This is a genomic window from Neobacillus sp. B4I6 (assembly GCF_050434045.1).
Taxonomy (GTDB): Bacteria; Bacillota; Bacilli; order Bacillales; family Cytobacillaceae; genus Neobacillus.
Genome location: NZ_JBNPWB010000002.1, coordinates 1017946 through 1043495 on the forward strand (window position 1 = coordinate 1017946; position 25550 = coordinate 1043495).

The following is a 25550-nucleotide window of genomic DNA, read 5'->3' on the forward strand; positions in this document are numbered from 1 at the left end:
AGAGAGGTTCTTTCTAAATAGTGATCCGGAATAACAAGTAACAATAGAAATATTATGTAAACAAATAATTGACCATTAAAACATTTATCACTCAAAAACTTACCAGCAAATAACAAATTATGTTCAGTTTCCTTCTAATATTTTAAGCGATTACGCGCAAATTAATGAAATGGAAGGGGTGGATTCCTTTCCATTTCAATATGAAGGAGTGCTTTGGATGAAAAAAGTAAAAGTTCAGCCGTTTTTCAATATGTTTGGAAGAAAACGAAAAAGTAGAGGAGCTATGTGGGCATCTCTATTAGGCATTGGTATAAGTGCTGCTGTTTTTGGAGTGACAAAGGGAAAACGAAAGGACCTTGCACTTCCTTTTCAGAATATGGTAAAGAACTTTACGCCAAAAACAAATCTTAATTTAATGGATAATCAAGCGATAACAGAATTTTCGGAAGAACTATTGATGAGTGCATTAAATAAAGATAATAAACGTTAAAAAAAAGTCCGCATTGCGGACTTTTTTAATATTGGGGATTAGGAATTTTCTTTGGTGAGTAGCTAATATTCTCGGAAGAATAAATTTTTATGATTAATAAATTTCCTAATGTCCGTGCTCTGATTAATATGGGCTGGTTATAGTTATTCTTAAATTCAAAATCGGGACCATACCAACTTACTGTTGCGTCTCGTCCAGGAGGAATATAGGGAACTTTTCTGGTATGAGAAAAACGCTCCAGAATCTTGATCCCAGCATTGTCAATCGCATTATAGAGAGTAGAAGAGACCTGGCAAATACCTCCGCCAATGTCTTCTGAGAACTCCCCCTTCACAATAACAGGAGCCCGTTGGTAACCTTTGGCAGCTGTTCGTTTACCTACCACTTGATTAAAAGAAAATCTTTCACCAGGAAAAACAACATAATTATTTATGGCCTTTGTTGCTAACTGAATATTGTTAGACCTTTTTTTGTTGCGAGAATTAAAAGAAGTGACATAGCGCCCAATTCGCATGCTGCGAATTTCACCAAGTAATTCACTATCCACCTTTGGATAAACAGTAAGAATAGGTAATTCTAAATTTTCCCTTTTAGAACCAAAAAAATAGGCATAGAATTGTTCAGTAAAGGCCTGGCGATGGATTCGAGAACCTGTTCGTTCGGGTATAATTACCCCAAACTGATCTAAGCTGGCGTTTTCAGGTGCAGCAGAAAATTGTTTATCCAGTTGGTCTAAAAACTGATTTAATTTTTGAGAATTTAATAATGGCAAACCAGTATGAGATAGAGCAAAGTCTTCTCGATTCATATTGGCCACGATTTGACCATTCTTTGTAATAGTTAAACTATCGGACGAATTTCCCTGTTGGACCATTAGGAAAAGCCCCAAAATCAAAGTCTTAAACATAACCAGCAACCCTCCTTATAATAATATTAGTCGAACTATGCAAATTCATGTACCCACAAAGAAAGAGTTATCCAAATTTTTTATTTCTACTGAAAAGAATGTAGAAATATAGTATATTTGTAGATGATAACAATGGAATAGAAAAGTGCTAGCAAATTGTTAGCGAATAAATAGGAGTGTTTATCTTGGCTGAAAACGAAAGAATTCAATTAAACGTAAGAATTACGAAGGAAACTTCCTTGCTGCTGGACGAAATTGTTGAGTATTACCAGCAAGGATTGAAGCTGGGTAGAATTTATAAAGGAGATGTACTAACAGATATTATCGAAAAATCGCATGAAGTAATGAATAAACAGAAAAGATCATTTACTAAAAGGTTTTAATAAACCAAGGTCAGGAAATGTCTATTGCAGGATGATGGTATTGGTTTGACTTTTCTTGGCCCACTCTTTTACTTTACTAGCTCAGATAATTTTTAAAATTTGTTCTATTAGACTCCCCTGTATACTAAATGTTATAGAATATTTAGAAATTAATTTGAATATTTAATATTTACAGGTATAATTAAAAGTACAACATACCAACTGGTTAGTATGAGGGAGGGAGTGGAAATATTGGATTTTTCATATTCTCAACGAGTGAAAGAGTTACAGGAAAAATTAACGGCCTTTATGGAAGCGAATGTTTATCCCAATGAGCGTATTTACGAGCAGCAACTAAATGAACAAGAAAGCCGTTGGAGTGCGGTGCCGCCGATTATGGAGGAACTGAAGGGAAAAGCAAAGGCGGAAGGGCTCTGGAACTTATTTTTACCAGAAAGTGAATTGGGTGCCGGATTAACTAATCAGGAATATGCTCCTTTATGTGAAATTATGGGAAGGTCTCTTATAGGTCCAGAGGTATTTAACTGTAGTGCGCCTGACACGGGAAACATGGAAGTTATCGTACGCTATGGGACAGAGAAGCATAAGGAACAATGGTTAAGGCCGTTGTTAGCAGGTGAAATTCGTTCTTGCTTTTCGATGACAGAGCCAGCTGTGGCTTCAGCGGATGCGACTAACATCGAAGCTAGGATCGAAAGAGATCGCGATGAGTACGTTATTAATGGTCGGAAATGGTGGTCATCTGGTGCAGGTGATCCTCGTTGCAAGATTGCGATTGTTATGGGGAAAACAGATCCGTCTGCCAACCGTCATGAACAACAGTCGATGATTCTCGTTCCACTTGATTCCCCAGGTGTGAAAATTGAACGGATGCTCCCTGTATTCGGCTATGACCATGCCCCGCATGGACACGGAGAAATCACCTATGAAAATGTGCGCGTACCGCTCGAAAATATCCTTTGGGGAGAAGGGAGAGGGTTCGCAATTGCGCAAGGGAGATTAGGGCCTGGAAGAATACATCATTGTATGAGATTAATTGGTGCAGCTGAACGAGCGCTTGAGGAATTATGTAAGCGTGTTCAGGAACGGACTGCTTTTGGAAAACTATTAGCACAGCAAGGGGTAATTGGTGAATGGATTGCAGATTCTAGGATCGAAATTGAACAGGCAAGACTCCTTACCTTAAAAGCTGCCTTTATGATGGATACTGTTGGTAATAAAGAAGCAAAAGCAGAGATTGCTATGATTAAAGTAGTCGCCCCGTCAATGGCATTACGTGTCCTTGATCGTGCCATTCAGGCACTGGGTGCTGCAGGAGTTTCAAACGATTTTACACTTGCTGCCCAATGGGCAAACGCAAGAACATTAAGATTAGCAGATGGACCTGATGAAGTCCATCGTGCACAGGTTGCCAAGCTAGAATTGAGAAAATATCAATAGAATTTAGACTTGAAGAAGGGCTGAGAACTATGAGATTACTAGGGAAACAGCAATCAAGGGTTGCCGTCGTAGATTTCGATTCCGCAAATACGGTGTTATTAGCTTCAGATGAAGCGTCTTTTATTACAGGTACAACCCGACTGTTGACGGTGGCGGCTTAGCATTTTAGATGCTCTATAGCAAATGGTAAAAAACCATTAGTGAGTTTATAAGACATTTTGGGAGGAAAATCGATGAGTGGTAAGAAAGCCTGGTTAGCCCATTATCCGGAAACTATCGAAACAAATGTGACGATTCCAAATAAGCCTTTAGGACAAATTCTTCAGGAGACAACGGAAAAATATCCTGATAATAATGCTCTATCCTTTTATGGAAGGAAATTTTCTTATCAGCAATTAAACTCGCTAGTTCATAACTTTACATCTGCTTTGCAGCAAAATCAGGTTCAAAAAGGCGACCGAGTTGCCATTATGCTCCCGAACTGTCCGCAATATGTCCTAACCTATTACGGAATTCTTACGGCTGGGGCGATTGTTACCCAAGTGAATCCAATGTCAGTCGAACGAGAGCTTAAATATATACTGAGGGACTCCGGAGCGGAAACCATTGTAGTTCTCGATGCCCTCTATCCAAGGGTGAAAAGTGTTCAAGCACTTACCAACCTAAAGAATATCATTGTTGTCAGCCTCCAGCCTCCAGGACATGAATTTGCCCCGGACAGAAGCTTTGAAAGCTTCTTATCGGAAAGTAACGGAAGCATCCTCCCGATTGAAATGGACCCTCTGCATGATGTAGCCGTCCTTCAATATACTGGTGGCACAACAGGAAGATCGAAAGGTGCGATGCTGACGCACCGAAATGTTCTAGCAAATGTGATTCAGTGTTACGAGTTCTTTAAAGAAGAAATGGAAATCGGGAACGAGCGTTTTCTAACGGTCATTCCACTCTCCCATGTTTTCGGGATGAGTTCTTGTATGAACTTTTCGATTTTTACAGCCTCTGAATCGATCATGCTTCCTCGATTTGAATTAGAGGAAGTATTAAACACGATCAAGAATGAACAACCTACTGTTTTTCCAGGTGTCCCAACCATGTATGTAGCGATAACAAGCCATCCTCGTGCCGAAGAATACGGGATTAACAGTATTAAAACGTGTAACAGTGGAAGCGCGCCAATGCCAATTGAACTGCTCCGCAGCTTTGAAAAGAAAACAAGTTCTAAAATCTTAGAAGGTTATGGATTATCAGAAGCCTCACCGACCACCCATTGCAACCCGCCATTTTCAGTACGCAAACCTGGCAGCGTTGGGATTGGCGTCCCATCCACTGAATACAAAATAGTGGATTTAGCAACAGGGACTGAAGCAGTGCCTGTTGGTGAACTAGGGGAAGTCATCATTAAGGGACCACAGATTATGAAGGGGTATTGGAATATGCCGGAAGAAACAGCAAATACCCTCCGTGACGGCTGGTTATACACGGGTGATATTGCCAAGGTAGACGAGGATGGTTATCTATACATCGTTGATCGCAAAAAAGATTTAATCATTGCCAGTGGCTTCAATGTCTATCCACGTGATATTGAAGAAGTCCTTTACGAACATCCAGCTGTACAAGAGGCGGTCTGTATTGGAGTTCCCGATCCGTACCGAGGAGAAGATGTGAAAGCCGTCATAGTAATAAAGGCTGACAAAACCGTAACAGAAGAAGAAATAATCCAATATTGTAAGCAAAACTTGGCAGCCTATAAAGTACCGCGCAATGTCGAATTCCGCAATCAACTTCCAAAAACAAATGTTGGAAAAATTCTCCGTCGTGCTTTAAGGGACGAAGTGATAAATATATAAAAGCTTATAGATAGTTGAAAATGTTTCCGAAAATAGTATAGATAGTAGAAATCCTCGTTTGTGCTTATAGGGGTCTTATAGATTATGATATAATTCTCAATAGACATTTTTACAGAATGCGAGGACATAATGTGAAGGAAAAAATTACAGCTCAAAGCATCCGGCTTTTTGAAAAAAAAGGATTCACCGAGACGTCAATTCAAGACGTTGTGGATTCTCTTGGTGTGACAAAGGGTACATTCTACTATTACTTTTCGAGTAAGGAAGAATTGCTGATGGATATCCACCTCGGATATATAGATGGATTACTTTTTTACCAGGAGCAGATATTAAAAGATGCTTCGAAGTCTTGTAAGGAAAAATTATTTGAGATTGTTAATATGCTTATTACAAGTATTTCCAGTCAAGGAGCGGCTGCAAAAATTTTCTTTAGAGAAATAAATAATTTAAGTTCAGATCATATTGAATTAATTGTTCAAAAAAGAGATCAATTCCGTCTCAATATAGAAGTCCTGATTCGGACAGGAGTAGAAAAAGGTGAGTTCCGGCCCGAGTTAGATGTGCAGATTATTACAATGGGAATTCTTGGCATAACCAATTGGAGCTACCAATGGTTTAACCCAAACGGAAGGGTCTCTGACCGGGAAGTTGCAGAGATTTTTGTCGAAATGATTTTAAAGGGAATCCAAGTTAATTGAAGAAAAAATTGGGAAGAGGGTTTTTGTAGAAATTACCCTTTTTTTCAAGGCGAATACCAACTGGTCAGTATCGTTTGAATTTTCCAAATTGAAAGGTGGAATCTGATGCCACACCAAATGAGTAAAGATACAATCCCTGTCCGAAAAGGGGAGGAATTGAACCTTCCTGTCCTTGAAAAGTTTTTACAAGAAAACATTGAAAAATTGCCAAGTGGTCCGCTTGAAATCTTACAATTTTCAGCAGGGCATTCTAATTTAACCTATCAAATAAAAAAGGGGAGTTGGGAAGCTGTACTAAGACGCCCTCCTCTAGGACCTGTAGCACCGAAGGCTCATGATATGGAAAGGGAATTTAAAATTCTTTCAGAGTTGCATCCATTATTTTCAGTTGCTCCAAAGCCAATCCTTTTTTCTAATAATGAGTCGATCGTTGGCAGTCCCTTTTTCCTAATGGAAAGAAAGAATGGTCTTGTAATTGACACGTTTTTCCCTGATAGAGTTCCAGTAACTGAAGATCACTGTCGGCACCTTTCGGAGGTAATGGTCAATAAACTTGTAGAATTGCATGCAATCGACTACAGACAGACGGGTCTTGCTGAAATCAGCAAGCCGGACGGGTTTATGGAAAGGCAGGTACATGGCTGGATTGGACGATATGAACGGGCGAAAACGGAGGAAATTGCTGTCGTTGAACAATTAAAACGATGGCTTGTAGAACAGACACCCAAAAAACACGAAGCGACGATCATACATTATGACTATAAATTCAATAATGCCATGTTTACTGAGGATCTAACCGATATGGTTGGCCTGTTTGATTGGGAGATGACCACGGTAGGCGACCCGCTGGCAGACCTTGGGGTGGCCATGGGTTATTGGAATCAACGCGATGACTCTGAACTTTTGATTAAGGGGTTAGGTAAGGCGCCGATCACGGCTGTCCATGATGGATTTTTAACAAGGAATGAATGTATCGATCTTTATTCGAAAAAAAGTGGCAGGGATGTTTCTAACTTTAACTTTTATTTAACGTTTGCTTATTTTAAACTTGCTGTCATTGGTCAACAAATTTACTACCGCTATAAAAAAGGGCAAACCACTGATACACGATTTGCCAATTTTAATTATTTTGTAAAAAATTTAATTCTGCATGCAGCGAATGTTGCGGATGAAAGGGTTTAAAAGGGAGCTGGGTGGAAATGACTAAGATTCATCTTCTTATGAAGAAAGAAGAGATCCGAGAAGAGAAAATTGCAGATGGAAATAAAATCGCGGTCGTCTTAGATATACTACTGGCAACAACCACAATTGTTTCAGCCTTAAAGGATGGCGCAAAGGAAGTCATTCCAGTTTTGCATAGCAAGGAAGCAATCGAACTTGCAAATCAGTACCAACAGGATGAATGTATTCTGGCTGGAGAACTAGATGCCAAACCGATTGACGGGTTTGTTTATCCTAGTCCAACGTTAATCAGGGAATCCATTAAAGGAAAAACGTTAATTTTATCCACCACAAACGGCACTGTGGCGTTAAGAAAATCATCTTCGGCGAATAAAGTATACATTGCATCTATGCTCAATAATCCCGCTGTTGCTAGTTCTCTTCAGAAAGTTAGTGAGGATCAAACCATTCTAATTATTTGTTCCGGAAATTCTGGGGAAATGAGTTTAGAAGATTTTTATGGTGCCGGCCACTTATTATATTGTTTATTGAAAAATAGTGAATATGAATTAACAGATGCAGCGAAAACGGCTTTATATTTCTACCGGGGTCAAGAGGACGCCTACGAGATTCTGCTAGATTCTTATGTTGGAAAAATTCTAGATAAATATAAACAGCATCCTGACTTAATGGTGGCTTCGGCAAAAGGGATAACTTCGATTGTACCTATATTAAAAGATGGAAAAGTCGTAGTCGAACAATCTACTCTATATAATGGGATGCAGAGATCGATGACCTAAACTGAAAGGAAGATGAATATGAGCCAAGGACATTTATTAATTGAAAAACTAGGTCCGGTGTTGTCTTTGACATTAAACCGTCCTGAAAGCCTAAATGCGTTTAGCCCCGAGATGATTTTAGGACTAAAGGATGCGCTTACTAACGCCCAAATGGATGAAGATATACAGGTGATTGTTATATCTGGAGCCGGTCGTTCCTTTAGTGCAGGAGGCGACGTCAAAACAATGGGGCAGGCAGACTCTAATCAAGTTTACGAGCATATCGGCAAGCTCAATGAGCTCATTTTATTGATGAAAGAAACCGAAAAGCCGATTATCGCCACTGTTCACGGTTTTGCCGCTGGGGCAGGGTTTAATTTGGCTCTGGCCTGTGATCTTATAGTAGCAGCGGAAGACAGTAAGTACGCCCTAAGCTTTTCACAGGTTGGGTTAATATCTGACGGGGGCGGCTCCTATTTACTTCCAAGATTAATAGGTCCGCATTTAGCGAAACAATTCTTTTTTACAGCAGAACCAATCCCTGCAGAGCGTCTTTTTCAACTAGGGGTGATTAATTATTTAGTTCCATTAGAGAAGCTTCAAGAAGAAACTACGAAATTCGCCTTAAAATTGGCGCATGGTCCTGGCAAAGCGTTTGGAAAACAAAAGAAATTAATTGATCAATCGTTTACATCCACACTTGAGGAAATCCTCGAGCAGGAGCGTTTGATACAGACGTTAATGGTGCAAACAGCTGACCACAAAGAAGGAATTACCGCTTTTTTGGAAAAAAGAAAACCAGCATTTAAAGGGAAATAGGAGATGAAAGTGATGAAAGCAGTTCGATTAACAGAATTTGGTGAACCAGAAGTATTGAATCTAGTGGATATTGAAAAACCGGTTCCAACCGGTCATGAAGTTCTAATTGAAATAAAAGCGATAGGTGTTAATTACGCGGATACTGCACGGAGGGAAGGACAATATGTCGTAAAAACGCCGCTGCCTTTCATTCCTGGTGCTGAAATTGCGGGAGTGGTCGCTGCAGTTGGAGATCAAGTCACAAAAGTTAAGCCAGGTACAAGAATTGTCACCTTAATCGAATCAGGGGGCTACGCTGAATATGCGCTAGCAGATGAGCGTTCACTGATTCCGATTCCTGAACAATTAGATTTCCAAAATGCCGTTGCCCTGCCGTTGCAAGGCTTAAGTGCTTATCATATTTTAAAAACAATGGGTCGTTTAGAAAAGGGCGAAAGCGTCCTTGTGCATGCAGCTGCAGGCGGGGTAGGAACAATTGCTGTTCAGCTAGCGAAATTGTTTGGGGCAGGAAAGGTAATTGCTACAGCAAGCTCAGCTGAAAAATTGGCGTTAGCACAGGAAATGGGCGCAGACGTACTAATTAACTATACAGAGCCGGACTGGGAACAGCAGGTTCTTGAAGCCACAGGCGGCAAAGGGGTAAATGTTGCACTTGAAATGGTGGGCGGGGATGTTTTTAATAAAACCGTCAAATGTCTCGCCACATTTGGCCGCCTTGTTGTGTTTGGTGCTGCAAGCGGTGAACAAAGCCGCTTCTATCCGTCATCACTGATGGCTAGAAATCAATCAGTTATCGGCTTTTTCTTACCGCAGATTATGAGGAAACCAGAATTACTGCAGCCAAGCTTAGTTGAGTTACTTACATACCTCGGTGCAGGAAAATTAAAGCTGATCATTGGCGGGGTATTCCCATTAGAGGATGCAGCAAAGGTCCATACTCTGCTGCAATCGCGAAAAACACAAGGGAAATTAATTTTAGTGCCGTAATGTTAAATAAATGTATGAAAGAGGTCTTGAAGTGATTCAAGCCTCTTTTTTTGTGGGGATATTAATAAACTATGAACAAACTATTAATTAGTAGAGAACAATTGTTTTTATGGTTGATATGCTTAAAATTTGAGATAAACTAAATAAATAGTACAATTTAGGTTGCATGAGGAGCTGATCTAATTTTGAGAATATTAGTGATTGAAGATAATAAAAGTGTTTGCTCAATGATCGAAATGTTTTTTGCCAAAGAAGGCATTGATGGAGAGTTTGTCAATGATGGCCTTGAGGGATATAACCGCATTAAGGAAGGGACATGGGATGCTCTCATTATTGATTGGATGCTGCCGGGAATGGATGGGGTAACGATCTGCCGTAAAATCCGGCAAGAAAATTTTACTGTTCCAATCATTATGTTAACAGCAAAGGATAGTGAGTCAGATCAAGTGCTCGGACTTGAGATGGGAGCTGATGATTATGTAACCAAGCCATTCAGTCCGCTGACATTGATGGCGAGAATTAAGGCAGTTACACGCCGCTTCCAAACACAGGTGCCAAAAGAAAGTGACGATTTCCTACAAACCGAACACTTTAAGGTAAGTAAAAATACGAGAGAAGTGATTGTGGACGAAACACCGGTGACAAACTTAACACCGAAGGAGTTTGATTTACTTTACTATTTGGTTGAACATCCCCGTCAAGTGTTTTCAAGAGAGCAGCTACTTGAACGGGTTTGGGGTTATCAGTACTACGGTGATGAACGGACAGTCGATGTCCATATCAAACGGCTGAGGAAAAAAGTCGAAACAAGCTCGCAGCCATTCTTCCATACGGTATGGGGGGTAGGGTATAAGTTTGATGAGTCAATCAAAGCGGATGAAGTTTAGATATATTTACCAACAGTTTTTTAGTCATATCAGTATCATTATTGTTGCTTTTTTGGTGTTAAGTCTTTTATTTGCCCATTATGTTGAAAATCTGGTTTATGAGAATAAAGCAAACGAGCTCATTTCTTACGGAAAGTCTATCATGTCAGAGATTGAACAAAGGCCACAAGCGACGGAGTCCATCATTAATCGATATAGCTCCGTATTAGCGACCAGAAAAATGAGCTTTAGTATGTTCGATCAATATGGAAAATTATACGCCGTTGGAAAACAGGGTCCAGCCATTGGGGGGTTATCTGACAAGGATTGGGATAAGATTTCAAAAGGACGTACCCTTGTGGTTAATAGCGATTTTAAAAGGTTCGGTCAAGAAGGTGTTACCTTTGTTGTATTACCGTATCTTGATAACGGGAACTTTATTGGCGGCATTCTATTAACCTCACCGATTAGCGGCTCAAGTGCGATGATTCAACGTGTTAATCAGTTTATTTTGTATACCATTCTTATTGCTCTTATTGTGTCCTTTCTACTGAGTTGGTTTTTATCGAGGATTCATGTTAACCGGATTAAGCGTCTACGTGAAGCAACCTCCCTTGTCTCTGCTGGGAATTATCAAGTACACGTTTCTTCCTCCAATTTTGATGAAATTGGTGAATTAGCAAACGATTTTAATCATATGGTCGATAAAATTAATACATCGATGGAGGAAATTGAAAGTCTGGAAAATAGACGAAGGCAATTTTTGTCTGATGTTTCCCATGAAATGCGGACGCCTCTTACGACAATTAGTGGTGTAATCGAAGGTTTGAAAAATGACATGATTCCGGAAGAAGATAAAGAGCGTGGAATAAACTTAGTTAGCCAAGAAGCGAAAAGACTCATTCGCCTTGTCAATGAAAACTTGGATTATGACAAAATTCGCTCCAACCAGATTCAGTTATTTAGGGAAGACATTCAGCTCGTAGAGTTACTGGAAATTATTCAGGAACAATTAATGCCCCAAGCAGAGGATAAAAATAATCGGATAGTTATTGACGCGGCACCTGAAGTCATGGTTAATGCAGATTATGACCGTCTGATACAAATATTAATTAATATTACAAAAAATAGCATTCAATTTACCAAGAACGGGACTATTTGGCTGCGTGGAAGAACTGAGGAGAACTCAACTATTATCGAAGTGGAAGACACGGGAATTGGCATTGATCCCAATGATATCGAAAACATCTGGCGTCGTTTCTATAAAGCTGATATTTCCAGAACCAGTAACCCCTATGGTGAATTTGGGTTAGGTCTTTCAATCGTAAAGCAATTGGTTCTACTGCATAATGGAGAAATTAATGTTTTCAGTGAAGAAGGACAAGGAACAAAATTTGTGATTCGACTTCAAAAATAAGAGGGAGTATTAAGAAGCTGCGGGCCGATGCCTGCAGCTTTTTTGCGCAGTTGCGATTATATTTCTTGGATATTTCCAAAAGCCGTTATAGTTTGTTAATAATTTCTTAAGATTTGTCAGTTAAAGTAAAGACAAGTTAGAAAATCCTTAAAGGAGATTGAGTGAGATGGAATTAATAAATGAAAATGAATTCGAAAAAAATCAACCTAATTCATCTGAGATGACTGAAAATACAAAAGCTGAGGAACAATCAACGGATACAATCAATTTCAGCCATACCGAAGAAAATTCGCATGCTGTCGATGCGACCGTAACAGTGGAGACGAAGGATTTTGTCGATCATGAGGAACAAGGAGAACCAACCAAAGTCGACCCTACCACAGAAGCGACATTACCTCTAGAAATGGATCAAACGCGTACGACTAGCCATGTGGATCAAAAGTATAAGGAAAAACGGAATGTAAGAGGATTTGCCTCCACACTTGCCGCTGGGGTAATTGGGTCTGTATTGACATTAGCGATTCTGCCACATACAGACTACATAAAAAATCATTTTCCGAAGGTGGAGAGTCAAGGGGCAATAAGTTCTCAACAAGGAACATCTGTCAAACCAGTGGTTGCTCAGCCAACAGCCGCATCTTCTAATTCGATTGCGGATACGGTTGAAAATGTATCAAAAGCCATTGTAGGGATCGTTAATTATCAGCAACAAGAGAATAATTTTTATGGAAACCCTAATTCATCACAAAGTGTGGAAAGCGGATCTGGCTCGGGAGTTATTTTTCAAAAAAATAGTGACATGGCGTATATTGTCACCAATAACCACGTGGTTGAAGGGGCTTCGAAACTTGAAGTATCCTTGTTTGACGGTGAAAAGGCGACCGCTGAAGTTGTTGGCACAGATGCCTTAACGGATCTTGCGGTCTTAAAAATTGACGCTAAATACGTGACGGCAACTGCTGATTTTGGTAATTCATCCACACTCCGCCCTGGCGACCAGGTTTATGCGATTGGAAACCCGCTCGGACTCGATCTCTCAAGGACAGTCACGCAAGGTATTGTCAGTGCAACGAACCGAAGCATTGCTATCACAACATCAGCAGGAAATTGGGACACCAATGTCATTCAAACAGATGCTGCGATCAATCCAGGGAACAGTGGTGGTGCGTTAATTAACCCACAAGGGAAAGTGATTGGGATCAATAGTTTGAAAATTTCTGAGAGTGGTGTCGAAGGATTAGGCTTTGCGATTCCTAGTAATGACCTCATTCCAATTGTGAATCAATTAATTAAAAGCGGTAAAATTGACCGTCCATATCTTGGGGTAGGACTTGCAGATCTTGATCAAGTGCCACAAATGTACTGGCAAAACATGCCGAATAACACAACAAAAGGTGTTATGCTGACAAACATTGAGCCTAATTCAGCAGCTGCAAAAGCTGGGCTGCAAGTAAAGGATATTATTGTCTCTATGAATGGAACGGAGATTACCAGTTCTTCAGATTTAAGAAAATATTTATATACAAAAGTTAGCAAAGGCGCTGAAATAAAATTTGGTGTTTACCGCGACGGAAAACAAATGACGATAATTGTAAAACTGTCGGAATAAGGGGAGGGAGTAGCTAGAAAAATGTCCTTATTAAGGCAAAATAAAAGAACTGTGACTGTTCTAATCATACTAGTGTTATTAATTACGATGGGTATCTCGCTAAGTTTCGCCCTAAGGAAGGATGAGACGGTCGCAAAGTTTAATGGTGAAGCAATTAGCAAAGACGAGCTATATAGTGAAATGGTCGAACAGTATGGGGCTGCCACAGTTGATAAAATAATTGGCGATAAAATTGTCGCTGCTGAGGCTAAAAAACAAAAAGTAAATATTACTGACAGTATCCTGAATAAAGAGGTAGAAAAACTGAAAGCCTCTTATGGGGGCGAAGAAGCATTTAAACAGGCGCTTAAAAGCAACAATACTACCTTGGCTTTTCTAAAACAAGATCTAAAAAATTATTTGACCATCAAACAATTGTTGGAGCCGCAAATAGAAATTACCGATGAGGAAATGAAAACCTATTTTGATGAAAATAAGGATTCGTTTGCCGAAGCAGAGCAAATTAAAGCAAGTCATATTCTGGTTGCCGATGAAAAAACGGCTAATGAGGTCAAACAAAAGCTCAACGATGGCGGGGATTTTGCGGAGTTAGCCAAAGATTATTCCACCGATGAGAGCACGAAGGATTCAGGCGGTGACCTTGGATATTTTTCCAAAGGAACAATGGTCTCTGAATTTGAAGATGTGGCTTTTGGACTGGCAGTGGACCAAGTAAGTAAGCCAGTAAAGACTAAATATGGGTATCATATTATTAAAGTGGAGGCTAAAAAGAAGGCAAAAGAAGCAAATTATAATGATAGTAAGGAAGAAATTAAAGAAACTTTAGTTGATCAGAAAATCGATTCTGAGTACACAACCTGGCTAGAGAACAAGAAGAAGAGCTATGATATTGAAAATACACTAGAAGAAGTTTAACCCTACGATCAAGAGGTGAATAGCTAGATGAATCGAGTCGGGAAATATGCAGCAAACGATACAGTGGATGATCTTGAGTTGATGAATATGGTCTTTGAACTCCCTGAAAAGGATAAAATGATTATGTGGTCTGAAGGCTATATTGATCTTGTGATTGAGAAATTACCTGAATATGCCCGAGATGTTTTGGAGAATCGCAAGGAAAAGTGGGAAGATACTAAAGCATATTACCAAAAGAAGATTGAAGAAATTATTAACCAGGAAGAGTTTAAATTGAAACAAAAGGGCGAACGGAAGGAGTTCGCCCTTTTCGTCATGGAGCGATATCCAGAATATCAATCGTTACTTTTTTTAGTTTATGATGGGAATCTAAAGGAGGATGATTTTAGAAAGTTTGTCTACCGAAAAAGGCTCGGTTCACGTAAAAAGTACCTTCATTAAGCGGGTTGGCGAGATAAAGTGACAAGTTTGCGGAATGATCGTCAGGTTGTTTGACTAAGTAATAAAACAACCCTGTGGTTTCCGCTAATTCTTGTTATTCGTAAAATCTATATCACAAACCCACTTTTAGGAATATGATATTAAGCAACAAAATTTGGGGTGACGTGATGGCAGTTGTGAAGGCAAGTTCATCGGATATTGATCTTATGGCGCGATTACTTAGAGCCGAAGCTGAAGGTGAAGGCACTCAAGGTATGCTCCTTGTTGGAAACGTAGGAATTAATAGACTTCGTGCAAACTGTTCTGATTTTAAAGGACTTCGAACAATACCACAAATGGTTTATCAACCACATGCATTTGAAGCAACGACAAAAGGATATTTTTATCAACGAGCTAGGACTGCAGAAAAGCGTTTGGCACAAAAAGTCATTAATGGTGAAAGGTATTGGCCGGCAAAATTCAGCCTATGGTATTTTAAGCCACCCGGAGATTGTCCGCAAACTTGGTATAATCAACCTTTTGTAGCTAGGTTTAAACTGCATTGTTTTTATCAACCGACTGCGGCAGAGTGTGAAAGTGTTTATAATACCTTTGCGTAACAATGGAGCCGTCTATTTGCGGCTTATTTTTATATTGGTGGCAAGCTATTGCTTTTCGGAAGGGTCATTTTTCCTTATAATAAGAGATGTTTCTTAATTAAAGGGTGGGTTCGTATGGATATTAATTTTTCATTAAAGCAAGTGTTGCTCCTTCTAATCGTTACTTTGACAGGGGTGGTTTGGTCAGTTATCTTTCATCACCCACTTGTGGCAGGTTTTTTTCCAGGCTACCTCATGCTTGTTTGGTTAGCAAAGAAAAAAGAGATATCGATAAAACAAATTCTACATATTAGTATTTTGGGTGTTAATAAAACGAAAATTGTCATCTTAATTCTTTTCTTGGTTAGTTTCTTGCTGCCATCTTGGTACTTATCTGGAACCATTCAGCAAATGGTGAAAATCGCCTTGCATTTTATCATACCAAATCATTTCTTTGTCTTATCCTTTCTAAGCGCCATGGTATTCTCGATGCTACTTGGAACGACTGTTGGGACATTGAGTGCGATTGGCATACCTATTATTGGGACGGCAATCGTTCTTCACCTTCCTGTTGAAATGGTGGCTGGCGCATTGGTTTCAGGAGCGTTTGTAGGCGATCGGACCTCGCCGTTTTCAAGTGCCCATCAACTTTTGTCACATACGGTTGAATTGCCGGTGAAAAGACAATGGAATGCGATGCTTGTCACCACGCTTTTGGCTATTATTTTATGCTTTTGCTTTTATGGAATGGCTGACTATCTGATCTCTGAAACAACTGCTTCAAATTCCCAACCACTAAGTTTGCATGAAATTTCAGTGATTAAATTAATCCCGCCAATCATCTTAATCGTATTTGTCCTTTTACAGTTTAGTATCATTTATGCTTTCTTAACTAGTATTCTATCAGCTTCGGTGATTGCATTATTCGGTGGAATTTCATATACAAAACTCGTTTTTTCTTTGTGGGGTGGCATTGATGGGTTTGGGGGAGGATTCCTTCATATGTACGAATTGCTCCTGTTTTTAGCCTTGGCAGGGGCATATAATGGCCTTTTAGAAGAAATGAATGTCATTCAGCCTTATTTAGATAAATGGTTACAATCATCTCGATCTCTGACTGGTGACACCCTTAAAACGCTTTTGGCGACATTTTTGATCACTTTAATAGCAGCAAATCAAACCCTGCCCATTATTCTAACAGGGAGATCCTTCCTTCCTCATTGGTCTAGTAACTATGGAAAAGAAGAGCTAGCTAGAGTGATGGGGGATTCGACGATGCTGTTTCCGGGGATAGTCCCGTGGAGTGTTCTCGCCATCATGTGCAGCACGATCGTTGGTATACCGATCATGGATTATCTGCCATTTGCGCTATTTTTATGGATTTTACCCATTTTAACGATATTAGTTTCCTTAGTAAAACAAGCCCGAAACTCCAAACCAAATCGAACAGCGATTGCTTAAAAAACGGAGTCCTTTGCGTCTCCGTTTTTTCGGTTTTTTGGGGTTAAAAGAAAATCCCTTTGAATGAAGTACCACTATCTTTCATATTAGTGGTAGTAAAGAACTTGGACAAGGGATGATCACATGCTGAAAAAATTGGCTATAATCGGATTTGGGAGCACCATGATTGGGATTGGCATTAACGGGTTTATTCTTCCTTTGCATTTAATTAATGGAGGATTTTTAGGTATTAGCCTGTTGTTAAAATATATTTGGGGTTTTAAAACCGGAATCACGTTTATCTTTCTAAATATCCCCGTTTATATGTTCGCCTTTAAATCTGACACCATTTATTTTATCAATGGTGTAATAGGAGCGCTCTGTACCGGTCTTATGATTGAATTATTCATGCCTTTAAATGGAATATTTCATCTACCCATCCTTAGCAGTGTTATTGTAGGAGCTGTGATTATTGGGAGTGGGGTTGGGGTAATGCTTAGAAATCATATTAGTCCAGGCGGTATGGACCTGCTAGCACTAATCATTGCCAAATGGTCAAAAGTGAATGTTGGCGTCATTATGTTTGCGATGGATGCCGTAATTATTATTACCGGTCTCTTTCTCCTTCAGGATGTGAAACTTTTTTATTCACTGATTATAGTTGCGATTGTTGGACTACTAGCAAGTCTGATGACCACTAATTACATTAAGCAGAACTAAATAAAGTAAATATTACATAACGATGGAACAATTGGTAAATCTAAAAAGGCTAGGTAAATAAGGAGATTTTTTATGAAACCCATCAGTGATCATCTCAAGGAAAATTTAAAGGTTTTATTTGTTGGCTTTAATCCGAGCATTCGATCTAGTGAACTCGGGCATCATTATGCTAATCCCAACAATCGTTTTTGGAGGATCTTGTATGAAGCGGGGTTAACGCCGAGGAAATATGACGCAACGGAAGATGCGAAACTTTTAGATTTAGGATATGGCTTTACAAATATCGTTCAAAGGCCGACAAAGGCAGCGGATGAAATTACGAAAGAGGAGTACGTGGAGGGAAGAGAAATCTTAAAGAAAAAGGTCGAACAGTTAATGCCGCAGGTAGTTTGCTTTGTTGGAAAGGGAGTTTACCAGCAATACAGTGGTTTAAAAGTGATTCAGTGGGGGAAGCAACCCAACGGATTTGTACCTGGAGTGGTTGATTTCGTTGCTCCTTCTTCAAGTGGTCTGGTTCGAATGAAAATGGAGGAAATTGTTGATATCTATAAAGGGCTTGGCCCGATTCTAACACAATAAAACATCGACGGAAATTAAACTAATGCCGTCGATGTTTTGTTCTTTTTACGACTCGAATTTTTTATGATAATGTGACATAGCCATGAGAGGGAAAATGTAGCGATAACTGTGATAGTGAATGTAAAAACCACCGGCCATCCCTTGACCTTTTGGATAATCAGTGGTCCAATCTTGTTTTTCAAGTGACGTTAATAAATAGGAAATCCCCTTTCGAATCTGTGTGGTTGGTTTTTCTGAAGTGGTTAGCAGGGTATCGAGTGCCCAAGCTGTGTGCGTTAAGGTACTTGCTCGTAATGGCACATATGCTTTTTCGCTATCACTATGGCATGACTCTCCCCAGCCACCATCCTCATTTTGAATCCCTTGAATCCAATTCACAGCCTTTTGGATTGCTGTATGACTAGTAGGGACCCCTGCGGATAACAAACCAGTTACTGCTCCCCAAGTTCCGTATAAATAACAAATCCCCCATCTTCCATACCAAGAACCATCCTTCAGTTGATTTTTCAAAAGCCAGTTAACTCCTTTATTGATCGCTTTGTGGTCTCTTGATAAATTCGTGTAATTCCCCAAAAATTCTAAGGTTCGCCCTGTGATGTCTGCACAGGAAGGATCTGTTAGTAAAAATTCGCCTTTTTCAATTGGGAGGAACTCGAATAACTTTGTATGGATGTTCTTTTCAAACGCTGCCCAGCCACCATCGTCATTTTGCATGGATAAAAGCCAACCCAGACCTCGGTCCCAGGCATGTCTTTCATGCGGAACAATTCTTGAAATAGAACGGAGCGAGGCAGTTGTATCATCGACATCCGGATTCATCGTATTTACATCGGAAAACCCCCAGCCGCCGGGCATTGTCTTTGGATTATGAATCACCCAATCCCCGAATTTATGATGCTGATGGTCTAACAGGTAACGATTGGCCTTCATGACCATTGGATCGTCTGCTAAAACACCAGCTGACTGGAGGGCATAACCAATCAAAGAGGTATTCCAGACATTCGCTGTGGTGTACTGCATATGGGGGCTTCCGTTGATTTCACATTTCATCGCAATCAATCCTTTCACGGCCTTTGATATCACCGGATCCGTTTTCTTATATCCTAGGGAGAGTAGGGCAAAAATCATTAAAAAGGTACTACTGAAGTAACTGTAAAAGGTGCCATCTGGTTCAAGGTGGTCCAACATATACTTTTTGGCCCGTTCTATCGCTAGCTGATGGAGCTGCTCGGGTAGACCCATTAATCTTTTAACTCCATCCTCGATAAATGACAACAAGGAACGATATTCTTTGGATCGAAACCAAGGTTTTTCCTGATTGCGGTGTAGATGTAGTTCTGAAAGATTAGGGCTTTTCATTGTCTTTATAAAAAACTTTTTGTCGGCGAGAAGAATAATCGGAGTAAGATTGGCTCTGCCAAAGACAGAAAAGGAATAGAAATTAATCGGAAAGTAGTGTGGCAAGAGTATGAATTCAACCGGAAGAGGAGAAAAATCTGGCCATATATATTGACCGGTTAAAGAAAGCATCACTTTAGTAAAGATACTAACTTCCTCTAAGCCGTCTTTGGAGATAATAAATCTTTTCGCAGCACGCAATCGTTTGTCATCCTTCTTAACATACCCCGAATATAATAAGGCGTAATAAGCTTCCACGGTCGCGCTGAGGTTCCCTTCGCCTTCATCATAATAAAGCTTCCATGCTCCATTTTCACCCTGTTTACTAAAGATCCTCGAAACCAAGCCTTGAATTAATTCTTCATCATTTAATTCCAATGTCCGCAATAAAATGATCATATAGGCATCTGTTGACTGTCCTGTTTCAAAGGGGTAATTCCAAGATCCATCGGGAGATTGGTCTTTCCGAAGCCTCTTAATAATCCAATCGATGCCTTTTTTTGTATTACTCATAAGTAAGTACTCATTCCTCTCCCAGAAAATTATTCTCATTCATACATATTCCATAGGTGGAAGGAGAATACGCAAAGGAGGTAATGTGCCATATTTTTTAAGAGGAATCGCGAGAAGTCACCACTGGAATATATAAGGGAAGAATTAAAAATGAAGGGCAAACAATCAAGTTTGCCGCCAAAAATAACGAGAGGGGAAGCGAGCCTTTTAGAACAAATAAAGACTGAGACAAAGGAGCATAACTTAAATAATGTCACTAGAACGAAGGCATACCTTGACTTTTATCTTCACTTCCCTGAAATCCATTGGGCTTTTCTCGGGCATATGGTCTCCCGGAACGGTGGCTGGAATATGACCGACCTGAAAGGAGAATTTCTCACCCGTTTACTCTCGAAAAAAGAAAGAGAAACTTTTTTTGCTTTTTTAGAGCGTGGGAATTGGCTCATTTTCCAAGACGTCTATCCACAATTTTTGTTATATAGGGAAAGCTTAAAGCGACATAAACCGTTATTTCATTTAAGTTCTTATCTAAATATTTCTACTTTTATGGAAACGATTTGGAATCGCTTTTGGCTTCATCAAGAAACCTATATTCTTGCCATTGCATTGATAATAAATGAACAGAGTTATTTGGAAAAAAGAGTGATTCAGAATCCACTTTATCAAAAAGGAGTGTTAAATAAATTTGAATTTATTCTCCAGGACTTGCTTTCTTTTAACCATATCCTCTTTCCTTATGGAAAAAGAAACCTTGCTGGGCAAACACTTCATCAGTTTGAGTCATTAAATGAACGAATTTTACTTGGAAAAAGATTATATGATGTCCTTTTTAAAAACCAGGAGCGTTTAAAACTAGTCTTGGAATGGGCTAAAACCCATCCTCATACAGGCTCCAGAAAGGATTACTGGCCGCAAATTTTTAATAACATCAACGAGGGAATACCCGGCTTTGCCTATCAAACCCGCTTAAAGGCCTGTCAGCTCCGGCCGCGAGCAAGGAAAATTTATAGTCCAGCCCTTGAATATGCTTGGAAGAATGTAAGTCAAACGGAGGCTGAAAAAGGGGACTGGTTTGAAGATGATCGTGTTGTGGATTATTTAATGGATGACAATGAAAAAATTGACGGGGAGATTAAAAATGAATACTGTAAAACACTTGAACGACTCGAGCTCGCTGCCATCGCCAAAAAAGCCATATCGATTTTGGACTAACCCATCCCTCGCAGCCGTATTTTTGGCTTCCTTGTTCGCTACGTATTTAGATCTTTTTTTCGTTGGAAAACACATATATAGATTCCCCGTGAGGCCGTTGCCCACTATTTTCTCCATCAATATTGTATTTACACTCGTGGTGCTGCCAGTGTTTGTATTCGTCTTTCTGCGAATGATGAACCAGGTGAACAAATGGGGGAAAGTGGGCCTTATCTTATTTATTAGTCTTTTGATGCCCATTCTAGAAAAATTAACGGAAGTGTTCGGCTGGTTTGACCACACTGAGAACTGGTCACATCTCTACACGTTCTTTGGTTACCTGTTATTTTTAACGATTCTTTATTCTTTCTACACTTGGATGGCTATACGAAAAGGCTAACATACAAAAAGCCGAGACTTTCGTCTCGGCTTTCGTGATGCAACAATTGAATTGTTACACCTTGCCCCTTCCGTCCGTACAGTGGTTAAGTGTCCCGCAACAAGCGAATGTTCGGAAGGGGTACTATTATATTACCACAACCATAGGAAAAATATTACTGAAAGGAAGAAATTTGGTGTTTCAAACTTTCATTTCTTTTTTGAAAAGTGTATGATAAAAATGATTTTTACATAAAGGAGTGTTTTCAATGGCGAAAAAAGGTCATTTTTTGATGGAAAACGGAGAAAAAATTGAATTTGATTTATATCCAGAAGCAGCACCAGGGACAGTTGAGAATTTTGAATCATTGGTTAACAAAGGATTTTACAATGGATTAACATTCCACCGAGTTATTCCTGGATTTGTAAGTCAAGGAGGCTGTCCTGAAGGTCGTGGAACTGGTGGACCTGGTTACACAATTAAATGTGAAACAGAAGGGAATCCTCACAAACATGTACCTGGTGCATTATCCATGGCGCATGCAGGCAAAAACACTGGAGGAAGCCAATTCTTTATCGTTCATGAATCACAGCCGCATCTAAACGGTGTTCATACCGTGTTTGGACAAGTGACTTCTGGGCTTGAAACTGCAAAATCCATGCGCAATGGTGATAAAATGGTAGAAGTAAAGGTATATGATCAAGAATAGATAACTTAGGAGGGCTCTTGCAGCTCTCTTTTTTTTGTCTAATTTATAATCACTTAGGGCAAATTAACCTCTAAAATCAAAGTTGGGGGTCATTTATGAAAAAATTTATTTATATGCTTATTCCATTCATGGTATTTACATTTCAACAACCGACATCGGCCGAAAAAAATGAACCCAAAGAACTAAGGGCTGCGATTATCATTGATGATTTCGGCGGTGGAACAGGTGGAGTGCGTGACTTCCTTGAAGGAGAAATTCCGATTACTGCTGCAGTCATGCCGTTTGCAGAACACTCGACAGAACATGCGGAATGGGCCCATAAATATGGCATCGAAGTAATGATTCATTTATCCATGGAACCGAAAAGAGGAAAAAGATCTTGGCTTGGGCCAAGGCCAATTACGAATGACCTTTCACCAGCCGAAGTAAGACAAATTGTAGAGGACGCGATAAAAGATGTTCCATATGCTGTAGGCATCAATAACCATATGGGCTCACTTGCGGTTGAAAATAAAGAAATAGTTCGTGCAATTGTTGAGGTTGCTAAGGAAAGAAGATTATTTATTATCGATAGTGCCACTAGTCCAAATACGAAATTTCCCGAAATAGCCAAAGAGCTGGGTGTACCCATCCTTAAAAGAGATGTATTTCTAGACGACATATCCTCCTCAGCGCATGTTCGAAAACAAATGATTAGACTAGCGAAGGTTACTGAAATAAAAGGTACAGGTATTGCTATTGGGCATGTAGGTATAACCGGAAAAGTATGTTCGATTGGTGTCTTTCAGGCGATGGACGAATTTAATAAACGAAATATAAAAATAGTCCCTGTTTCCAAGCTGTTTTCCGGCAAATTACCTGAAAAGTATTTTATACCATATAAAAAAGGCAGCTGAGTGAAGTGACCCCTCATAAGTTGGACTAATAATCCATCTTATGGGGGGTCATATTTCTTTCCCAAATCCTCCTTAACTGATAAAATGTCTCCTATCAAACATTAATAAATAACCAGTTAGCAAGGGAGAAGGAAAAGTTAACATGAAACTAGTATCTTGGAATGTTAATGGCCTTAGGGCGTGCGTTAAAAAAGGTTTTTTGGATTATTTTGATGAAGTGGATGCAGACATTTTTTGTGTGCAGGAAACCAAACTGCAAGAAGGGCAAATTAGTCTTGAGTTGGCTGGATATCACCAATACTGGAATTATGCAATCAAGAAAGGCTACTCCGGTACAGCAGTGTTTACTAAGAAGAAACCGCATTCTGTTCGATATGGGGTAGGAACGGATGAGACTGAAGGGGAAGGACGAATTCTTACATTAGAGTTTGACGACTTTTTCTTAGTTAATGTCTATACCCCTAATTCACAAAGAGATTTAGCGAGAATCAACTATCGTTTGGACTGGGAGGATCGGATCCTACTGCATTTGAAGGAATTAGATAAACTGAAACCCGTCGTCTTATGCGGGGATTTGAATGTCGCCCATCAGGAAATTGACTTGCGAAATCCAAAATCCAATAATGGGAATTCCGGGTTTACGGAAGAAGAACGTGGGAAAATGACCTCTTTACTTGCTGAAGGCTTTGTTGACAGCTATCGTCATTTTAATCCGGAGCAGGAAGGTGCTTATACCTGGTGGTCCTACATGGCAAAAGTCAGGGAAAAAAATATTGGCTGGCGGATTGATTACTTTATTGTTTCCGAAAGATTGAGGGAACGACTCAAGAATGTGGATATTCATTGCAATGTGATGGGGAGTGACCACTGCCCGGTAATTCTTGAAATGGTTTGATAAATTCAATTAGTTTTTCTTATTGTAAAACATAAAAAACCTGTCATTTTCTTTATGAAGTAACTGCTTTATAGTTATTAAATAAAAGTCACGGAGGGAGAAATGACATGGATATCAAAAAGGATGTACAACAACAGTTTGGAAAAAGTGCAGATTCCTATGTTAGTAGTGCTATCCACAAAGATGGCAATGATTTACAAAAGCTTTTGGAAATGGCGACAGTAACCGGAGAAGAAGAGTTATTAGATGTTGCCACAGGCGGCGGTCATACTGCAAATGCATTTGCATCTTGTGTAAAAAAAGTAACGGCTTTAGATTTGACACCTGAAATGTTAGTTGCAGCTCAAAAATATATCTTAGGTAATGGGCATCAAAATGTCGAGTTTAAAGTTGGGGATGCAGAAATTCTTCCATTTCCAGATGGAGTATTTGATATTGTAACTTGCCGGATTGCTCCACATCATTTCCCGGATGTAAATAAGTTTGTGGAAGAAGTCCACCGCGTCCTCAAGCCATCAGGTCAGTTTTTACTTGATGATAATGTCGTTCCAGAGGAAGAGGACTATGATCTATTTTATAATACCATCGAAAAATGGCGGGATTACAGTCATTTCCGGGCTTGGAAGAAAAGTGAATGGCTCCGGATGCTTGAAATTTCCGGTTTTGAAATTTTTGAATGGCACCGCTTTGAAAAAACCTTTCATTACGAACCTTGGTGTAATCGCATGAATTTACCTGAAGATGAAAAAGATAAATTAACTCAATTCATCCTTAGTGCATCCCCGAAAGTAAAAGAGAAATTTAAAATTACCATAAGGGATAATCAAATTATCTCCTTCGTCGGGGAAGCCGTCATATTAAGGGCAATTAAAAGGTGAAAAAACCCTTTGCATTCAAAGAGGATTTCTCTTTTTGCAAAGGGTTTTCGAATTAAACATCGTTAAGTGCGGTTCCAATCACATCAAATTCAGGCAATTTCTCATCCAAAACCGATTGATTTTGCTCTTGTTCCACAGGAGTAATCAATCCACTTTCATCGTCTTTTTTCATACTCAATTTATAGTCATCTCCTTTATTATAAGAACGGAATACTAAAGTATATTTTTTCCTATTAATTCTTATCTAAACCTATTTAATAATCTTTTCTGGCTTTCCCATTACAAAGTGCTATATAATTTATGGCTATGTTAAAGCTCATTGTTGATTTTGGCACATGTTGATTGGAGTGAAGCGCCTGAAGCGGAAATCAACAGCCAAGTTTAACACAGCCAATTTATAAAAAATCGAAAAGAAATGGTTGACGAATTAGTGATGGGGTAGTATGATATTCATTGTCGCTGCTACGGAATAACTAGTTTAAGAGATGTAAGAAATTATTTCGAATGAAGTTGACATTAAAAAAGTGTTATGCTAGAATAATAAGAGTCGCTAATCGCTTGATTGGTTGACAAACAAGAATAATAGATTTGTTCTTTGAAAACTAAACAAACAAA

At 39.4% G+C, this 25550-nt stretch carries 28 protein-coding genes; 25 read left to right on the forward strand and 3 right to left on the reverse strand.

The window, feature by feature from the left end; genetic code table 11:
* Positions 1-217 precede the first annotated feature (217 nt).
* On the forward strand, positions 218-490 hold the full coding sequence (locus tag QF028_RS07060) for a hypothetical protein (RefSeq protein WP_429464625.1): 273 nt from the start codon (positions 218-220) through the stop codon (positions 488-490).
* 25 nt (positions 491-515) lie between these two features.
* Here QF028_RS07060 and QF028_RS07065 read toward each other — a convergent pair whose 3' ends face one another.
* Positions 516-1397 carry a VanW family protein gene (locus QF028_RS07065; RefSeq protein ID WP_429464626.1) on the reverse strand — a complete coding sequence of 294 codons (882 nt, stop codon included), beginning with the start codon at positions 1395-1397 and terminating at the stop codon, positions 516-518.
* A 185-nt stretch (positions 1398-1582) separates the two neighbouring features.
* Between QF028_RS07065 and QF028_RS07070 the strand changes: the two genes are divergently transcribed.
* The 18 genes from QF028_RS07070 to QF028_RS07155 all read left to right on the forward strand — a co-directional run bounded on the left by QF028_RS07070 (position 1583) and on the right by QF028_RS07155 (position 18076).
* On the forward strand, positions 1583-1780 hold the full coding sequence (locus QF028_RS07070) for a hypothetical protein (protein WP_066256390.1): 198 nt from the start codon (positions 1583-1585) through the stop codon (positions 1778-1780).
* A 231-nt stretch (positions 1781-2011) separates the two neighbouring features.
* Positions 2012-3220, forward strand: a complete 1209-nt coding sequence (locus QF028_RS07075; protein WP_429464627.1) for an acyl-CoA dehydrogenase family protein — start codon at positions 2012-2014, stop codon at positions 3218-3220.
* Positions 3221-3249: 29 nt separating this feature from the next.
* The gene (locus QF028_RS07080) at positions 3250-3381 is read left to right on the forward strand and encodes a hypothetical protein (RefSeq protein ID WP_429464628.1); all 132 of its coding nucleotides are present in this window, start codon (positions 3250-3252) and stop codon (positions 3379-3381) included.
* A 72-nt stretch (positions 3382-3453) separates the two neighbouring features.
* Positions 3454-5067 carry a long-chain-fatty-acid--CoA ligase gene (locus QF028_RS07085; RefSeq protein WP_429464629.1) on the forward strand — a complete coding sequence of 538 codons (1614 nt, stop codon included), beginning with the start codon at positions 3454-3456 and terminating at the stop codon, positions 5065-5067.
* A gap of 131 nt (positions 5068-5198) precedes the next feature.
* On the forward strand, positions 5199-5765 hold the full coding sequence (locus QF028_RS07090; protein WP_410889558.1) for a TetR/AcrR family transcriptional regulator: 567 nt from the start codon (positions 5199-5201) through the stop codon (positions 5763-5765).
* Positions 5766-5870: 105 nt separating this feature from the next.
* The gene (locus QF028_RS07095; RefSeq protein WP_429464630.1) at positions 5871-6947 is read left to right on the forward strand and encodes a phosphotransferase family protein; all 1077 of its coding nucleotides are present in this window, start codon (positions 5871-5873) and stop codon (positions 6945-6947) included.
* A 17-nt stretch (positions 6948-6964) separates the two neighbouring features.
* Positions 6965-7726 carry a 2-phosphosulfolactate phosphatase gene (locus tag QF028_RS07100; protein ID WP_429464631.1) on the forward strand — a complete coding sequence of 254 codons (762 nt, stop codon included), beginning with the start codon at positions 6965-6967 and terminating at the stop codon, positions 7724-7726.
* A gap of 18 nt (positions 7727-7744) precedes the next feature.
* Positions 7745-8524: an enoyl-CoA hydratase/isomerase family protein gene (locus QF028_RS07105; RefSeq protein WP_429464632.1), complete on the forward strand. Its 780-nt coding sequence runs from the start codon at positions 7745-7747 to the stop codon at positions 8522-8524.
* A gap of 12 nt (positions 8525-8536) precedes the next feature.
* Positions 8537-9511 (forward strand): quinone oxidoreductase family protein, encoded by a 975-nt coding sequence (locus tag QF028_RS07110; protein WP_429464633.1) that lies wholly within the window; start codon positions 8537-8539, stop codon positions 9509-9511.
* Positions 9512-9696: 185 nt separating this feature from the next.
* Entirely contained in the window at positions 9697-10398 is a 702-nt protein-coding gene (locus QF028_RS07115; RefSeq protein ID WP_429464634.1) for a winged helix-turn-helix domain-containing protein, read from the forward strand.
* Positions 10388-11794 (forward strand): ATP-binding protein, encoded by a 1407-nt coding sequence (locus tag QF028_RS07120; protein ID WP_429472219.1) that lies wholly within the window; start codon positions 10388-10390, stop codon positions 11792-11794. Before QF028_RS07115 ends, QF028_RS07120 begins: the two co-directional genes overlap by 11 nt.
* A gap of 166 nt (positions 11795-11960) precedes the next feature.
* A complete protein-coding gene (locus QF028_RS07125; RefSeq protein WP_429464635.1) occupies positions 11961-13403 on the forward strand; it encodes a S1C family serine protease in 1443 nt (480 codons plus the stop codon).
* 21 nt (positions 13404-13424) lie between these two features.
* The gene (locus tag QF028_RS07130) at positions 13425-14318 is read left to right on the forward strand and encodes a peptidylprolyl isomerase (RefSeq protein WP_429464636.1); all 894 of its coding nucleotides are present in this window, start codon (positions 13425-13427) and stop codon (positions 14316-14318) included.
* A gap of 27 nt (positions 14319-14345) precedes the next feature.
* Positions 14346-14759, forward strand: coding sequence for a hypothetical protein (locus tag QF028_RS07135; RefSeq protein ID WP_429464637.1), 414 nt, complete (start codon positions 14346-14348; stop codon positions 14757-14759).
* A gap of 167 nt (positions 14760-14926) precedes the next feature.
* The gene (locus QF028_RS07140; RefSeq protein ID WP_214732815.1) at positions 14927-15358 is read left to right on the forward strand and encodes a cell wall hydrolase; all 432 of its coding nucleotides are present in this window, start codon (positions 14927-14929) and stop codon (positions 15356-15358) included.
* A gap of 114 nt (positions 15359-15472) precedes the next feature.
* Positions 15473-16798, forward strand: coding sequence for a Na+/H+ antiporter NhaC family protein (locus QF028_RS07145; RefSeq protein WP_429464638.1), 1326 nt, complete (start codon positions 15473-15475; stop codon positions 16796-16798).
* 123 nt (positions 16799-16921) lie between these two features.
* Entirely contained in the window at positions 16922-17497 is a 576-nt protein-coding gene (locus tag QF028_RS07150; RefSeq protein ID WP_429464639.1) for a YitT family protein, read from the forward strand.
* A 72-nt stretch (positions 17498-17569) separates the two neighbouring features.
* Positions 17570-18076 carry a mismatch-specific DNA-glycosylase gene (locus QF028_RS07155; protein WP_429464640.1) on the forward strand — a complete coding sequence of 169 codons (507 nt, stop codon included), beginning with the start codon at positions 17570-17572 and terminating at the stop codon, positions 18074-18076.
* 45 nt (positions 18077-18121) lie between these two features.
* On the opposite strand, the gene shc is transcribed toward QF028_RS07155, so the two are convergent.
* Positions 18122-19987: a squalene--hopene cyclase gene (shc, locus tag QF028_RS07160; protein ID WP_429464641.1), complete on the reverse strand. Its 1866-nt coding sequence runs from the start codon at positions 19985-19987 to the stop codon at positions 18122-18124.
* Positions 19988-20137: 150 nt separating this feature from the next.
* Between shc and QF028_RS07165 the strand changes: the two genes are divergently transcribed.
* The 6 genes from QF028_RS07165 (at position 20138) to QF028_RS07190 (ending at position 24935) form a co-directional block, all read left to right on the forward strand.
* Positions 20138-21199: a DUF2515 domain-containing protein gene (locus tag QF028_RS07165; protein WP_429464642.1), complete on the forward strand. Its 1062-nt coding sequence runs from the start codon at positions 20138-20140 to the stop codon at positions 21197-21199.
* On the forward strand, positions 21126-21578 hold the full coding sequence (locus QF028_RS07170; RefSeq protein ID WP_429464643.1) for a CBO0543 family protein: 453 nt from the start codon (positions 21126-21128) through the stop codon (positions 21576-21578). The genes QF028_RS07165 and QF028_RS07170 overlap by 74 nt, the downstream gene beginning before the upstream one ends.
* A 247-nt stretch (positions 21579-21825) precedes the next feature.
* Positions 21826-22266 carry a peptidylprolyl isomerase gene (locus QF028_RS07175; RefSeq protein WP_088088526.1) on the forward strand — a complete coding sequence of 147 codons (441 nt, stop codon included), beginning with the start codon at positions 21826-21828 and terminating at the stop codon, positions 22264-22266.
* Between the two features lie 95 nt (positions 22267-22361).
* Positions 22362-23162, forward strand: coding sequence for a divergent polysaccharide deacetylase family protein (locus QF028_RS07180; RefSeq protein WP_429464644.1), 801 nt, complete (start codon positions 22362-22364; stop codon positions 23160-23162).
* A gap of 142 nt (positions 23163-23304) precedes the next feature.
* Positions 23305-24057 carry an exodeoxyribonuclease III gene (locus QF028_RS07185; protein WP_429464645.1) on the forward strand — a complete coding sequence of 251 codons (753 nt, stop codon included), beginning with the start codon at positions 23305-23307 and terminating at the stop codon, positions 24055-24057.
* 107 nt (positions 24058-24164) lie between these two features.
* On the forward strand, positions 24165-24935 hold the full coding sequence (locus QF028_RS07190; protein ID WP_215006240.1) for a class I SAM-dependent methyltransferase: 771 nt from the start codon (positions 24165-24167) through the stop codon (positions 24933-24935).
* A 52-nt stretch (positions 24936-24987) separates the two neighbouring features.
* Here the strand turns inward: QF028_RS07190 and QF028_RS07195 are convergent, their stop codons facing one another.
* A complete protein-coding gene (locus QF028_RS07195; RefSeq protein WP_285290741.1) occupies positions 24988-25113 on the reverse strand; it encodes a hypothetical protein in 126 nt (41 codons plus the stop codon).
* Positions 25114-25550 lie beyond the last annotated feature (437 nt).

Coding starts and splice junctions, on each gene's coding strand:
- QF028_RS07060 (WP_429464625.1), top strand. CDS start 218: ATGAAAAAAGTAAAAGTTCAGCCGTTTTTCAATATGTTTGGAAGAAAA.
- QF028_RS07065 (WP_429464626.1), bottom strand. CDS start 1,397: ATGTTTAAGACTTTGATTTTGGGGCTTTTCCTAATGGTCCAACAGGGA.
- QF028_RS07080 (WP_429464628.1), top strand. CDS start 3,250: ATGAGATTACTAGGGAAACAGCAATCAAGGGTTGCCGTCGTAGATTTC.
- QF028_RS07085 (WP_429464629.1), top strand. CDS start 3,454: ATGAGTGGTAAGAAAGCCTGGTTAGCCCATTATCCGGAAACTATCGAA.
- QF028_RS07095 (WP_429464630.1), top strand. CDS start 5,871: ATGCCACACCAAATGAGTAAAGATACAATCCCTGTCCGAAAAGGGGAG.
- QF028_RS07100 (WP_429464631.1), top strand. CDS start 6,965: ATGACTAAGATTCATCTTCTTATGAAGAAAGAAGAGATCCGAGAAGAG.
- QF028_RS07105 (WP_429464632.1), top strand. CDS start 7,745: ATGAGCCAAGGACATTTATTAATTGAAAAACTAGGTCCGGTGTTGTCT.
- QF028_RS07110 (WP_429464633.1), top strand. CDS start 8,537: ATGAAAGCAGTTCGATTAACAGAATTTGGTGAACCAGAAGTATTGAAT.
- QF028_RS07120 (WP_429472219.1), top strand. CDS start 10,388: ATGAAGTTTAGATATATTTACCAACAGTTTTTTAGTCATATCAGTATC.
- QF028_RS07125 (WP_429464635.1), top strand. CDS start 11,961: ATGGAATTAATAAATGAAAATGAATTCGAAAAAAATCAACCTAATTCA.
- QF028_RS07130 (WP_429464636.1), top strand. CDS start 13,425: ATGTCCTTATTAAGGCAAAATAAAAGAACTGTGACTGTTCTAATCATA.
- QF028_RS07135 (WP_429464637.1), top strand. CDS start 14,346: ATGAATCGAGTCGGGAAATATGCAGCAAACGATACAGTGGATGATCTT.
- QF028_RS07140 (WP_214732815.1), top strand. CDS start 14,927: ATGGCAGTTGTGAAGGCAAGTTCATCGGATATTGATCTTATGGCGCGA.
- QF028_RS07145 (WP_429464638.1), top strand. CDS start 15,473: ATGGATATTAATTTTTCATTAAAGCAAGTGTTGCTCCTTCTAATCGTT.
- QF028_RS07150 (WP_429464639.1), top strand. CDS start 16,922: ATGCTGAAAAAATTGGCTATAATCGGATTTGGGAGCACCATGATTGGG.
- QF028_RS07155 (WP_429464640.1), top strand. CDS start 17,570: ATGAAACCCATCAGTGATCATCTCAAGGAAAATTTAAAGGTTTTATTT.
- shc (WP_429464641.1), bottom strand. CDS start 19,987: ATGAGTAATACAAAAAAAGGCATCGATTGGATTATTAAGAGGCTTCGG.
- QF028_RS07165 (WP_429464642.1), top strand. CDS start 20,138: ATGAAGGGCAAACAATCAAGTTTGCCGCCAAAAATAACGAGAGGGGAA.
- QF028_RS07170 (WP_429464643.1), top strand. CDS start 21,126: ATGAATACTGTAAAACACTTGAACGACTCGAGCTCGCTGCCATCGCCA.
- QF028_RS07175 (WP_088088526.1), top strand. CDS start 21,826: ATGGCGAAAAAAGGTCATTTTTTGATGGAAAACGGAGAAAAAATTGAA.
- QF028_RS07180 (WP_429464644.1), top strand. CDS start 22,362: ATGAAAAAATTTATTTATATGCTTATTCCATTCATGGTATTTACATTT.
- QF028_RS07185 (WP_429464645.1), top strand. CDS start 23,305: ATGAAACTAGTATCTTGGAATGTTAATGGCCTTAGGGCGTGCGTTAAA.
- QF028_RS07190 (WP_215006240.1), top strand. CDS start 24,165: ATGGATATCAAAAAGGATGTACAACAACAGTTTGGAAAAAGTGCAGAT.